Origin of the sequence: Acholeplasma granularum ATCC 19168, assembly GCF_000526235.1 — a bacterium.
Classification (GTDB): Bacteria; Bacillota_I; Bacilli_A; order Acholeplasmatales; family Acholeplasmataceae; genus Acholeplasma; species Acholeplasma granularum.
In genome coordinates this window covers 96,258-110,248 of record NZ_JAFR01000007.1, presented here as the reverse complement: position 1 = coordinate 110,248, position 13,991 = coordinate 96,258, and the positions used below count along the sequence as shown (strand labels likewise).

Here is a 13,991-nt window from a genome sequence, read left to right as displayed (position 1 = left end):
TTTTGGTTACCTTATTTTATATAATTATTTATTTGAACGACCATATAAATGAGTAAATGACTTGATTTTATTTTTTAACTTAAGATCAAGTTGACCTTTTTGTAATCTCCAAACCCAATTACCACCTAAAGTTGATGGAATATTAAACCTTGCTTCTTTACCTAAATTTAGATAATCCTGCATTGGTATAATTGCATCTTTGGCAACAGTTGCTAGTGTTGCTTTTATAAGTGAGTCAGTTTTTGATCCTTTTTGATGATTAATATAATTGAGTGCATATTTTAAATCTTTTGAATTTAAATTACTAAACCATTGTGCAGTTGTTTCATTATCATGCGTACCAGTATAAGCAACTACATTTTCATGATATAAGTGTGGAATATAGTCTGATTCTTCACGAGAATCAAATGCAAACTGTAATAACTTCATTCCTGGGTAACCAGTTTTTTTAAGAAGCTCTCGTACCTCATCAGTAATCATTCCAAGGTCTTCAGCAATAATTCGTTTTTCACCTAAATTATGTTTTATTGCTTCAAAAAACTTATAACCTGGACCATTATACCATTTACCATTTTCAGCAGTTAAGTCTTTATATGGTATACCATAAAAGTGAACAAATCCAATAAAATGATCAATTCTTAAAATATCAAACATTGAAGTATTAGCACGCACACGGTCCATCCACCAAGCATAATTTTCACGTTCTAATAATTCCCAATTATATAAAGGATTTCCCCAGAGTTGACCAGTAGGACTAAAATTATCTCCTGGAACACCTGCAACTAATATAGGTAATTTGTTTTCGTCTAATTGAAAGTATTGAGGTTTAGTCCAAACATCGGATGAATCATATGCGACATAAATAGGCATGTCTCCAATAAACTCTATTCCATTTTTATTGGCATAAGTTTTTAAATTATACCATTGTTTATATGCTTGATATTGTAAAAATGAATGGAAGTTAACCGCTTCTTTAAAATCCATTTTTGCTTTTTCAATCGCATGATATTCACGTTTTCTTAAAGCATCTGGCCATGTTTCCCAGGAGTTGTTTTCCTGATTTTCTTTGATTGCCATAAAGAGTGCATAGTCATTTAACCAGTAGCCTTCATTACGTAAAAACTCATTAAAATATGTGTCATTTAAATTGAATCTTTCAAATGCAATTTTTAAAACCTTGAATCTTTCATTGTAAAGACGTGAAAAGTCTACATTATCAATAGAGGTAGTTGAATCTATTATTTCAGATTTTTTAAGTAGTTTTTCTTTAATTAGAAAATCTAAATCAATAAAATAAGGATTCATAGCAAACGCACTAAAAGTTTGATATGGTGAATCTCCGTATGATGTTGGTCCAAGTGGCAGAATTTGCCAATATGATTGATTAGTTGACTTTAAAAAATCAACAAATTTGTATGCTTCAGCGCCAAAGGTACCTATACCATAATTAGATGGTAGTGAAGATATATGTAATAAAATACCGGCTTTTCTCATTTTTGCTCCTTTACCTTATATGAGATTGATTCATAAGGTCTTAAATTTATAATTTGATTTTCTATTGAAATATCATCATAATTTTGAATAATAACTTCTAAAATAGGGTAATTACTTGTGTCAAATGATTGATTTTGTGAACTAAATGAACCCATTACTAATATTTTTTCATTATCAGATTTTCTCAGATATATGAATAAATTAGGGTCATCTTTATGAATCATTTCATATGTTCCATATATTAGTGTATTTGAATATTTAGAAAATCTTCTTAGACTAAATAATTTTTGATAATAACTCCAAATGGAAGAAGAATCATTCATTTGATCTTTTACATTGATTATTTTATAGTTTGGATTTACATGAAACCAAGGTTTTACTTCTGAGAAACCTGCAAATTTAGTATCATCCCATTGCATCATTGTGCGTGGATGGTCTCTAGTTGTCATTAAAGCTTTATCTATAATTGCTTGTGAGTTATCAGGATTTTTACTAATTTGATTTTTTACACTATTTAGTGTAGATATATCATCTATTTGTGACAGATCGTTAAATGGGAAATTTGTCATACCAATTTCTTCACCTTGATAAATAAAAGGTGTTCCTCTAGATAAATACATAATAGTTGCAAGCATTTTTGCAGACTCATTATGATAGTTTTGGTTACCATAGTGTGAAACCAAACGAGGCTGATCATGATTTAACCAGTTCAGTGGCAACCATCCAATCTTTTTAAAGGTTTCTTGCCACTTATTAAGCGTTTCTTTAAGTGCTAAAACATTTACCTTTAAATCTTTTAAATCAAGAATATCGTGAATATTGTTATGCCAATTATGATCAAAATTAAATACCATAGATAATTCATTTGATTTGAATGCTGAATATTTTATGGCCTCATCTATACTAGCTTGACCACCTACTTCACCGATTGTAAAGACATCATAAGGTTTAAAAAGTCCTTCATACATTTTATTAAGATACGTATGATTATTGGGAAGATTAGAAAACTTAAACCAGTCTAGTACAATATCATTAGAAAATTTAGAATCTTCAAATGGTGCTTTTGAAAGATGTGATACTGCATCAAGTCTAAATCCATCAATACCTAAATCAAGCCACCACTTACCAATATCAATCATTGATTCTATGACTTTATCATTTTTCCAATTTAGATCGGGCATTTTATCGGAAAATATTTTCATATAATATTCATTAGTAATCTCATCATATTTCCATGCAGAACCACCAAAGAAAGAACCCCAATTAGTAGGTGGGTGGTTCATACCATCGATAACTTTTGGTTTTTGCCAAATATAATAATCTCTATAAGGATTATTTTTAGATTTTCTAGATTCTAAAAACCAATTGTGTTCATCTGAGGTATGATTCAAGACAAAATCAAGTATAACTTTAATATTTAATTTTTTTGCTTTACTCAAAAGTATTTTAAAATCATCAATAGAACCATAACAATCAGCGACTTTGAAGTAGTCTCTAACATCATAACCATTATCATCCATTGGTGAATCGTAAAATGGAGTAATCCAAATTAAGTTAACTCCAAGTAGATGTAGATAGTCTAATTTATCTGTAATACCTTTAAGGTCACCAATACCATCATTATTTCCATCTTTGAAGCTTTTTATATATATTTGGTAGCCTATGGCTTCCATCCACCATTTTTTCATTTCTTAATAGTCCTTTACAATTATATTTTACCAAAATTAATAATACCGATAAAGATGACAGCGTTTACATATTTAATTATCTATCAGTGAAGTGCTATAATGAAAATATGGAGTTGATAGACAATGAATATACACGCATTATTTCATCAAGCTAAATCTGAATATAGTTATGCCTATGATGAAAAAAAATTACATATTTTATTTAGAACAGCAAAAAATGATGTTGAAAGTGTAAAACTTTCCTTTGGAGATCCATTTGATTGGACTTTTTCAAATAATAAAGCAAGTTGGAATAGCAAATTAGTATCTATGACTAAACGTTATCAAACTGATTTATTTGATTATTACTTTATTGAAGTTGAACCTAAGGATTATCGCTGTAAATACGCATTTTTAATTGAAAATAATAATGAACATTATTTTTTTGGTTCCAAGAGGTTAGAAAAATTGAATAAATTACCTAGCAATAAGTTTGAAGAAGGAAGTTTTTATGATTTATCAAACTACTTTAATTATCCATATTTGAATAAAGAAGATTTAGCAGATACTCCAAGTTGGGTTAAAGATACTTATTGGTACCAAATATTTATGGATAGATTTTATTCATATAATAAAAAGTCTAATTTACCTTGGGGAAAACTACCTGTAAATAATCATGAACTATATGGTGGAGATATATTAGGTGTGATTGATAAACTACCTTATTTAAAAGATCTTGGTGTTTCAGGTATTTATTTTACACCTATTTTTGAATCCAAGACGGCACATAAATATGACATTAAAAATTATTTTAAAATCGATCCACAATTTGGTACAAATGATGATTTTAAACTTTTGGTAGAAAAAGCTCATCAGTTAGATATAAAAGTTGTTTTAGACGCAGTATTAAATCATTGTGGTTGGGATCATCCATATTTTCAAGATGTTGTTAAAAATGGACGAAATTCAATTTATGCTGATTGTTTTTTTCTTGATAAGGATCCTATAATTAATTTTGATATAGATAAAAATGGAAATCCAAAATATCACGGGAATTTAAGACCAAATTTTCGGACTTTTGCCTATACACCTCATATGCCAAAATGGAATACAGGAAATCCATTAACCCAAAAGCATTTACTGGATTCAATTGAATATTGGATAAAAGAGTATGATATTGATGGGTGGAGATTAGATGTTTCAAATGAAGTGAGCCACCAATTTCTTAGAAAAGTCAAAGAAGTCTCTAAAAATGCGAAGAAAGATACTTTTATCTTTGGAGAAAATTGGGATTCTTCAATGCCTTGGTTGCGTGGTGATCAAATGGATAGTGTTATGAATTATGATTTATCTATACCAATTTGGCAATATTTTGATAATAAAATTGATCTTCATGAATTCAAAAATGAACTAATTAGCTATACAGCATTGACACCTAAGAATGTTATGCAAAATATGTTTAATCAGCTGGATACGCATGATACGGTAAGAATGAAACGCCGACTTAAAGACAATGATGATAGATTAAAAATAGCATATATTTTAATGTTTATTAGTGCTGGCGCACCAAATATATATTATGGTAGTGAAGTTGGTCTATCTGGTGAACATGACCCTGATAATAGAAGATGTTTTAATTGGGATGAAAGCACTTGGAATCACAACTTAAGAAACTTAATTAAAAGTTTAATCAAATTAAGAAAAAGTCATAAATCATTAATGTCAAGCGACTATCATTTTATAGATGCTAATTCCTTATCTTTAATTAAAAAAGATGAAAACGAAAGTATTTTAATTCTAATAAATGATTCAAATAAATCATTAGTCGTGAATATTCCTACTGATTTTCAAGGTAAATGTCATGATTTACTAAATGATGTAACTTTAGTTATTGAAGAAACAATTAAATTACCAAAGTTTGGATATAAACTGCTTAAAAGATTGTAATTAATATAGAAATAAGTCCTTAAAATTTAAGTTTTAAGGACTTATTTTATTTATTGAATATGAATGATGATAGGCTCATCAGATAATTCAATCATACCATCCTTAACTTCATATAGTTGATTACTTAGTACATTCAAATATTTACCATTTGGCAAATCAATTGATGTATGAGTCTGATTTTCTAGATTAAATATTCCAATAAGTAACTCATTTCCAAATTTATATTGCAAGTGTGCAATATTTTTTGTATTTATAAAGTCGTATATACCCTTAGACATTATATCTAGTTTTTTTATTTTTGATAATTTTCTAATTAGATTTTCAATAGATAACTTTTCATTCCAAGGAACCAAATCATTTTCGAATAATGAAGGTCTTACACTAACCTGGTGTTCTTGGCCAGCGTATATCATAGGTGTACCTTTTAAGAAAAATTGTAATGCAGTCATTTGTATCAACTTTGTTGGGTTATTTACTTTATTAGCAATACGTTCTTGATCATGATTTTCAAATGCACGCAATTTTACGTAGTTTTTTGGATATGTAACTTCTTGACGCCATAATTCATATAGATAACGTTCTAATGAATTCTTACCTGATAAATAACCATCCATGAAGCTGAAAATATCATAATCATAGCATATATCAAAAGTTTCATACATTTGTGAGTCTGTTGATGCATCATAACCCATATCACGTAGATATTTTATGAAACCATACTCAACTGATTCTGTTAACCAAATTAGATCTGGACGATATTTATCAAGCTCTTGACGTGCTTGTTTCCAAAATTCAAGTGGTAGAAGAGGTGCAACATCACATCTATATCCATCAACATATTGTGCCCAGTATTTTAGTACATCAATCAAATATGTCCAGATTTCTGGATGAGCAGTTAAGTTAAAATCAGTTATATCTGACCAGTCTCCAATTCTATTAGCAAATGTGCCATCACTTTTCTTATAAAACCATTCAGGATGGATTTGAGTTAAGATCGAGTCTCTAGAGGTGTGGTTAAAGACTATATCTATCATTAATTTCATTCCACGGCTATGAACTTCAGTGACTAAACGTTTAAAGTCATCAAGTGTTCCATGTAGTGGATCAATTGCATAATAATCATAAATAGCATATGGAGAGCCTATTTCACCTTTTCTATCTTTTTTCCCTATTGGATGAAAAGGCAGGAGGTAGATTATGTCTACCCCCATAGATTTGATTCGGTTTAGATCATCAATGATACCTTGGAAATCTTGACTTTTAGAGTGTTGTCTAGTAAATACTTGATAAATAAATTTATTTTTTAATGTGTGTGAGGTGTTTTTAGCCATAAAATTATCCTTTCGTTGCTCCAGCCATAATACCTTCGATTAGGTATTTTTGGAAAACCATATATATAACAGCGATTGGTACACCCACTATTAAAGATGCAGCTGCAAAAGCTGGGTAGTTTAAATCATATTGACCATTAATGAAGGAGAAGATACCCACTGCAAGTGTCCATTGTTCTTGGACTTGAGAAAGTGAGTTACCTGTTGCAGGTACATTAAGTAAGTAACCAGGTAACATGTAATCCATCCATGGAGACATAAACATTGATACTGCTACGAAAGTTAAGATAGGAACAGATAACGGTAAAATAATGTGGATGAATATTTTTAATTTTGATGCACCATCAATCATAGCTGACTCATCTAAGTCTTTAGGAATTTGACTTAAGAAACCTTTAATTAACCATAAATTTCCAGGAATTGCTCCACCAATGTATAAAATAGTTAAATATACTGGGCGACCAAGTAGTCCGAATTTCCAAAATAATACATACATAGCGATTAATCCCATGAATGATGGGAATGCTTGAAGAACTAAAATAGCAAGTAATCCGGATTTTTTACCTTTAAATGAATAACGGGCAAATACATAGGAGGCGCCAGTTATAATAACTGTCCCAATAACCATGTTAATTACTGCAATTATTAAGGTGTTACTATACCATTTACCGAATTTTGAATCTGGTGAATTGAATAAATAATCAAACCCATTCCAAGATGGATTTGCAGGCCAAATAGTATTGGGAATAGAATTGGTACCCTGTGAAAACGCCATCCCAAATATGTATATAACAGGTACAAGTACTACTATTACTAGTAATGTTAGTTCTGCATTTATAAGGGTTTTGATTAAGATATTTTTAATTGTAAACGTTGCTCTAATGGAAAGACTTGAAGTGTTTCTACGTTTTTCGCATTGTTTGTAATAAATAAAGCCATAAATAGGGATTAGTCCAATAAGTCCTGGTTTAATACCTTCATACCCCTTTTTAGATGCATACTCAACAACTAATCCTTGATGAACTAGAAGTATTAATACAATTAAAAAAGTAAAGAGTAGTGATCTACTAAAATTGTTTTTATATGCTACATATAAGAATAATGCAATTGGAATGAAAATTAGGAATCCAATAAGTAGTATTACAAATACTAAGCCTATTTTTTGTAAGATAATTTCTTTTGATAATAAATAATCAAACTCTTCTTTTGTAACATTAGGTTTTAAATTAACTAGTTTATCAACATATTTTTTACCATATATTGGTATAAAAGAGATTAGTTGAACTTTTTTATTTAATTCATAGCCTTTTTTCTTAGCAATATCATGAACTACTAAGTAATTTGTAATTAAAGCCCATAAAATTGTGAATATAATTAGTAAAATTAATAGTTCCATATCTTAGTCCTCCTGGAAAGCCTTGGTTCTTGATAAGTTCCAAGCTGTTATGCTTCCAACAAATATAAAGATTAAAACTGAGAATACGGAAGCTAAGTTATATATTTGATGTTCTGTAGTTAACCTATACATCCAAGAAATTAAAATGTCTGTTTGACCGGCAAATCCATTATTAACATTATTTAGATCACCTGGTCCCCCACCTGTAATAAAGTAGATTACACCAAAATTATTGAAATTTCCTGAGAAAGTCATAATCAAAATTGGTGCTGTAGAATAAAGAACAAGTGGCATTGTAATTTGTCTAAGTTTTTGGAATCCAGTAGCACCATCAATATCAGCAGCTTCATAAAGCGATTTATCTATTGCAGTCATAATACCAGTCATTAAAGCCATAAAATATGGGAATCCTAACCAAATATTTAATACAATAATTACACCTTTAACAAAGTTTGGATTATTTTCATTAGTAAACCACATGATATTGTCATGTCCCAACCAAAAATACTTGGCAAAACCTTCGACTTGATTATATGCCTTTCCTAATATACCCCAATCTTTAAATATATCATATATACCCATTTGCATAAGAAGTTGGTTTATGTAACCAGTTTCCTTAAACATAACTGAAAATACCATTTGAGAAAGTAATGCTGGAATTGCCCAAGGTAATATTAATAAGGTACGCCATAGTTTTCTAAAAACAACAGACTCTGCATTTAGAATAAGTGCTTGGAAAAAACCACCAAAGAAGACTGTAACGGTAGACAAGATTGCCCAAATTAAAGTCCATCCTAGTACTCTCCAAAAAGCTGTACCAAAACCTTGACCTAAGACTGAGTTTGGATCAAATACAACTAAAAAATTTCTAAAACCAACCCAATCAAATAATCCCCTCATGGATAGTGTTCCACCAATAGATGTAAATGCTAAAATAAATCCAAATACAATTGGCATTATAGAAATAAAGGCTAAAACAAACATTGCAGGTGAAAGAATAATATATTCAAAACCATTATCCCATACAGATTTAAAGTATTCTTTAGTATTCATAGTTTTCTTAGAAAGTCGTTTTTCTTCAGAAACTTTCCAAGTATCAATCATGGACCAAATTCCAAATATAAAGAAGAATAAGGATAATATTACCATTATAAGTCCATCAAGTAATAGTAATGTAGAAACGTGACCACCTACAGTTACTTCACCTTCATAAGTTATATTTGGACCCATATTTGATACGGCAGGTTCGCCTTTTCTACCAACCATAGCATCAGCTAGTGCCAAGTGATTGTTTAAATTAATTCCTTTGGCTTGACCTAGAGTAATTACTTCCCAATATCCCTTTAAAAACATACCTGCATGGTCATAGAAGAAGTTATCAAAATCTTTAAAATATTGAGCTTTAAATTCTGGATTCAGTTCCATGTAAACTCTAACCATTAATTTAACATAATCATCATCATTTATTGGATTGATTTCATTACCTTGTACCATCGCTCTTCTAAAAAGATTAGAAAAGGGTGTTTGTTTATATTGTGCTCTAACACCATTATGAATTAAACCTGGTTCATAATATTCATATAAAACGCCGTTTAATTCAAATACTTGTCCTAAAATGTTAGTGACTTCAATCGGTACAAAAGTAGGAGATGGCTCTACTAAATTAAAAGTAGTTGAATTTAATTCTAAAAACATTCTATTTTCAGTATTTACAAACACTTCAACATAATAAGTAGTACCTTCTTTAAATAATTTACCAGTTTTTCTAAATCTTGATAAACCTTCTATATTATTAATAGTGTTAGGATTATCAATTCGTGTTAAAGGATTAGTTTCAAAATATTCTGTTATTTCTTGACCAGGAATATTTTGATTAGTTAGTGGTAAGTAAAACTTATTGTTTATTTCATCCCAGAGAATCTCTGTATTTTCTAAAGTGATTAAACGCTTTGCATCATTACGATTAAAGTCTTCAGCTCTGATTACATTTGTAGTTCCAAATTCTGTATATCTTAAAAAAGAAGCCTCTTTCAAGTCTTTTGCAAAAAATTCAATAAATCTATCTTCAGTAAATAATTTTGCAGTTGGATTATCTCTACCAGTAGGACCAGCATAGTAACCAAAAGGATCTTTTTCTTCAACACCAATTTCTTCTAAAAAATTATCAAATGATTCAATCCGATTATTATTTAGTATTTGTACATCATATTGTTGAAAAAGCGCTTTATGATACCATTCCCCTAAAGAATTCCCCTTAATTTTACTTAAAGGTATTTCATTTTCATATTTTTCTTCATAAAAATAATTAGAGGAAACTAACTCTAATGTAACAAAAACAGCAAAGAAAATAAAGAAAAATAAAGCTTTAATATATTGTTTATTAAAGACTTGTCCAATACCCCATATAAAACCTGAAAGTATTGTTTTAATAACACTCCATGCCTTCATTGTAACACCTCTTTACTTGTTGTGTCTTTAATTAAATGTAGGCGACAGGTCAAGACCTATCGCCCTCATTTAATATAATATCTGTAATTAATTTTGTGAACCTAATCCAGCTTGTGCACGATATGCATCTTCAGCAGCAGCTGCTGCAGTAGCAATTACAGTTGCTGGGTTATCCCATACTGCTTTAATCATTGATTCGCCTGGACCCCAGTAGTATTGAACTGCAGGAATAGTAGGCATTGGAATAGCGCTTTCTAATTGTTGAGAAATTGCAGGTAAATAAGGATCAGTACTAAATCCTTCAATATTAGGTAGTAAATCTACCTTTAATGCAGGTAATTTATTCTTCATTGATAATTGTAATTCCATCGCAACATCACTCATTAAGAATTCTAAGAATTTAGTTGCAGCTTGTTTATTATTTGAGTATTTATAGATTGCTGCCATTTGAGCACCAGCAAAAGGAGCACCATTTTTACCATTAACTGATGGTAGTGGAGCGATACCAAAGTTTAAACCTTCTGCAGCAGCATAAGATTCTATATTCCATGGACCAGCAATAATATAAGGAATGTTACCTTCTTCGAAGTTAGCACCAGCACCAACAGAATCATAAGTACCATTACCAGTTGTAGCAGGTTTTAATGAATTTCTAAACCAAGTTAGAGCATTTACTGCTTTAGAAAAACCTACAGCACTTGCATCATTTAAGTTTTCACCAAAAGGTTGGAAACCAAATGCAGAGTAGAATGTTTGCATGAAGTATGAATCTGCCCAGTGAGAAGATGTTCCTAAGTAATACCAACCTTTATCAGCATTAGTTAAACCAGATCCATCATTTGCAAGGGCTTTATTCCAAGTATCTGCAGCAGCTAATAATTCTTCCATTGTTGCAGCAGGAGTAGTGACTAAATCTTTATTATAGTATAGACCTACAGATTCTAGTGACATAGGAACAGCATATAAGTTTTCTGTTGCATTTGCACCAGGACCAAATTGTTTTGTTGTTTCATCATATAAGAGTGTAGCAATTTCCATACCAAGTGGATGTGCACGTTGTGCAACACGTTCAGCTACTGTTGAAGGTAATGCATAAACTAAATCTTCTAAGATAGCTGCAGCTAAATGGTCATGTGGAAATTGGAAAATATCCGCACCATTACCAGTTAAACCGAAAGTTTTTAGTCTTTCACGTGCATCTACAGTACCCATATGTTGATGTTCAACAATGATATCCTTACCTTCGGGTGTGTTATTAAATGCAGCAATAACAGCTTGCATATATTCACCATTTTGGTCATCAATCCATACACGAATTGTTTCTTTTTCTTTATAAATTTGAGAGAAATCGTATTGTTGACCATTATTTACTGGATCCGGATCTGGGTCTGGATCTTTATCATCTTCTTTAGGTGTACATGCCACCACAAATAAGATTAACATTAATAGCATTAATGAACTGAATAATTTTTTCATGTCAAACCTCCTTAGGCAGTAAGTTTAATGACTCTAAAGGTGAATGTTTCTTCAGTAACATTACCCCAGTCATCACTTACTTGTAACTTAATGACATAGTCGCCAACTGTACGAGTATCTAAGATTGCGTTTGGACCAGCAGGCACGAATACCGCTCTAGTTAAATCGCCATCTCTATTGTCAGTAGCATTATAAATTGGGAAGTCAGCCAAGTTAAATGGTTTACCCCATTCAACTTCAATAATTTTTGAAGCTGGTAATAATGGGAATGTAATTACTGGCCCTTCTGTATCCATATCTACATCTATTTCATAAGTGTCTAAACCATTATCAAAGAATAGAACATATTCTTTAGTAATATCTAACTTAGATCCATCTTTTAATACGATAACGAAGTCTGCAAATGTATCATTACCGATTGCATAGTCAACACGTTCAATTTCTAATGCTGTACCATAAACAGCAGGAACAGTTTCAGTAGCTGCAGTAACCACAGGTTTAATAGCAAACCAACCTTCAACTAATGCTTTAGCTTCAGCTTCAGTATATAATGGTTGATCAGGAGCTTCAACATATGTTGAATCTTGATCTTTCCACCCTTCGACTGTGTACTCCACTGTATTTGATGCAAGTAGAGTAGAAATTGAGTATTTGATATTTGCAACACCTGAACCATCAAATTGAACTTGCTCAAAGTCCCAAGAACCTCTAGTAAATTTAAATTCAAGGTTTGTTGTTGCAGTAAGTTCTGTAAAGTTAATTGTAATTGAAGCATTTGTAGCATCAACTCTTGTTAATTTACCAGCAGGAGCATCTGGTGTCCAACTAGGAATTACAGAATTAGGAAAACTACCTACGATATATAAGTCATCTGTCATTGGTGTAGTTTCCGGAACCTTTACATTAACAGTTAAGCTAAATGTATTAGAGGCAACTGCAGAAGAAGCTGGAACAACAACATTAAACTCTTTAGAGACATTTTCTTGTCCAATAGCAATTGTAGCTGTAAGTTTAACGTTTGTTTGAGTAGCTTGTCTAGTAACAACTCCAGTAGTTGGGTTAATTACTGTTTCATTATCTGATGCCCAAGTAATTGTAGTATCATGTAAACCTTCAGACGGTAATGCATAATTTTTACTTGCTTCTAAATCAATTGATAAATCATTTTTCGCTAATAATAAATTAAGCTCATTATTTGGAGCGATTAATTTATGTGGATTTTGCAATTGAGAAGAAGCTTTAACGATAATTTGATTGTCTCTTACAGCAAACGTACCTGATGCAGCACCAGATATTGGATCAACGGTACGAGCTAATAATCTAAATGAGAATGCATTCAATGCATAATCTTCATAGTTAGCATTTCCGTAATAAACGTTATCACCAGTTGTTACACCATTACCTGCTGAATAAACATAGGCAAATCCAACATCACCTAAAACAGGATTTTCACCTAATGATGATAATAATTTAACATCACCTGTTTTCTTAGATCCATCTCCTTGACCGAAATAGATTAAGAATCCAGCATCTGGTGCATTACCAGTTGGTACATCATCAACTACTGTTTGGTCAGCAGATAACATAGCAACTTTTACTGGTGAACCTGAAGCTGTATTACCTCCAGTTGTAAATACATCAACTGGTACATTCCATTCAGAACCTGGTAGATCCCAACCACTCCAGTGGTGAATACCTAAGTTCTCTTCATATGAACCTGATGCATCAAAGTAAACAAGGAACATATTAAATTTACTATTATCCGCTACAAAGTATCTAGGATCATCTTTTGATGAGTTCGCATTACCTTGCACGACATAAATATGTACAGTTTCACCAGCTTTAACAACTGTTTTATCAATTCTAATATCTGCAGTCAATTTACCATTATTCCAGTCAGGATCCCCGCCCCCAGGTCTTTTAACAGCGATAAAGCCGAATTGAGCAGTACTTTCAGCATCAACTACAGGTATGTTATTGTAATTGAAAACTGCACCAAAATCATCAATAGAGTCATAGATAGTTTTACCATCTAAGCCTTCAAATCCGTAACTACCTAGTTCAGTATAATTTTCATCCCATGCTTTGAAATGAATTACTAAATTTCCTGTTGCGTCTTCAGCAGCAAATAATTGCGGCAAAGCAACAAGGACGGTAGCTAAAAACAATAAAGATAAGATAATCTTTTTCATTTTACCCTCCTAAAAAGTATTGTTTGAATCATCTTACAAG

8 protein-coding genes are annotated in these 13,991 nt (G+C 31.2%); 1 reads left to right on the top strand and 7 read right to left on the bottom strand.

What is annotated here, in order from left to right; all coding sequences use genetic code 11:
* Positions 1 to 24 precede the first annotated feature (24 nt).
* Positions 25 to 1,494, bottom strand: a complete 1,470-nt coding sequence (malQ, locus tag G324_RS0102465) for a 4-alpha-glucanotransferase (RefSeq protein ID WP_025724820.1) — start codon at positions 1,492 to 1,494, stop codon at positions 25 to 27.
* Entirely contained in the window at positions 1,491 to 3,182 is a 1,692-nt protein-coding gene (locus tag G324_RS0102460) for a glycoside hydrolase family 13 protein (RefSeq protein ID WP_162146829.1), read from the bottom strand. The genes malQ and G324_RS0102460 overlap by 4 nt, the downstream gene beginning before the upstream one ends.
* Before the next feature lie 123 nt (positions 3,183 to 3,305).
* Between G324_RS0102460 and G324_RS0102455 the strand changes: the two genes are divergently transcribed.
* Positions 3,306 to 5,108: a glycoside hydrolase family 13 protein gene (locus G324_RS0102455; RefSeq protein ID WP_025724818.1), complete on the top strand. Its 1,803-nt coding sequence runs from the start codon at positions 3,306 to 3,308 to the stop codon at positions 5,106 to 5,108.
* A 50-nt stretch (positions 5,109 to 5,158) separates the two neighbouring features.
* Here the strand turns inward: G324_RS0102455 and G324_RS0102450 are convergent, their stop codons facing one another.
* From G324_RS0102450 to G324_RS0102430, 5 genes are all read right to left on the bottom strand, one after another.
* Complete coding sequence (locus G324_RS0102450) at positions 5,159 to 6,439, bottom strand: alpha-amylase family glycosyl hydrolase (RefSeq protein ID WP_025724817.1); 1,281 nt, start codon at positions 6,437 to 6,439, stop codon at positions 5,159 to 5,161.
* Between the two features lie 4 nt (positions 6,440 to 6,443).
* Positions 6,444 to 7,835, bottom strand: coding sequence for a sugar ABC transporter permease (locus G324_RS07645; RefSeq protein WP_051457515.1), 1,392 nt, complete (start codon positions 7,833 to 7,835; stop codon positions 6,444 to 6,446).
* Positions 7,836 to 7,838: 3 nt separating this feature from the next.
* On the bottom strand, positions 7,839 to 10,283 hold the full coding sequence (locus G324_RS07640) for a carbohydrate ABC transporter permease (RefSeq protein ID WP_025724815.1): 2,445 nt from the start codon (positions 10,281 to 10,283) through the stop codon (positions 7,839 to 7,841).
* A gap of 87 nt (positions 10,284 to 10,370) precedes the next feature.
* Positions 10,371 to 11,759, bottom strand: coding sequence for a sugar ABC transporter substrate-binding protein (locus G324_RS0102435; RefSeq protein WP_025724814.1), 1,389 nt, complete (start codon positions 11,757 to 11,759; stop codon positions 10,371 to 10,373).
* Between the two features lie 11 nt (positions 11,760 to 11,770).
* Complete coding sequence (locus G324_RS0102430) at positions 11,771 to 13,951, bottom strand: immunoglobulin-like domain-containing protein (protein ID WP_025724813.1); 2,181 nt, start codon at positions 13,949 to 13,951, stop codon at positions 11,771 to 11,773.
* Between the last annotated feature and the right edge of the window lie 40 nt (positions 13,952 to 13,991).

Excerpts from the sequence above, each read along its gene's own strand:
- malQ (WP_025724820.1), bottom strand. The coding sequence starts at position 1,494 with ATGAGAAAAGCCGGTATTTTATTACATATATCTTCACTACCATCTAAT.
- G324_RS0102460 (WP_162146829.1), bottom strand. The coding sequence starts at position 3,182 with ATGAAAAAATGGTGGATGGAAGCCATAGGCTACCAAATATATATAAAA.
- G324_RS0102455 (WP_025724818.1), top strand. The coding sequence starts at position 3,306 with ATGAATATACACGCATTATTTCATCAAGCTAAATCTGAATATAGTTAT.
- G324_RS0102450 (WP_025724817.1), bottom strand. The coding sequence starts at position 6,439 with ATGGCTAAAAACACCTCACACACATTAAAAAATAAATTTATTTATCAA.
- G324_RS07645 (WP_051457515.1), bottom strand. The coding sequence starts at position 7,835 with ATGGAACTATTAATTTTACTAATTATATTCACAATTTTATGGGCTTTA.
- G324_RS07640 (WP_025724815.1), bottom strand. The coding sequence starts at position 10,283 with ATGAAGGCATGGAGTGTTATTAAAACAATACTTTCAGGTTTTATATGG.
- G324_RS0102435 (WP_025724814.1), bottom strand. The coding sequence starts at position 11,759 with ATGAAAAAATTATTCAGTTCATTAATGCTATTAATGTTAATCTTATTT.
- G324_RS0102430 (WP_025724813.1), bottom strand. The coding sequence starts at position 13,951 with ATGAAAAAGATTATCTTATCTTTATTGTTTTTAGCTACCGTCCTTGTT.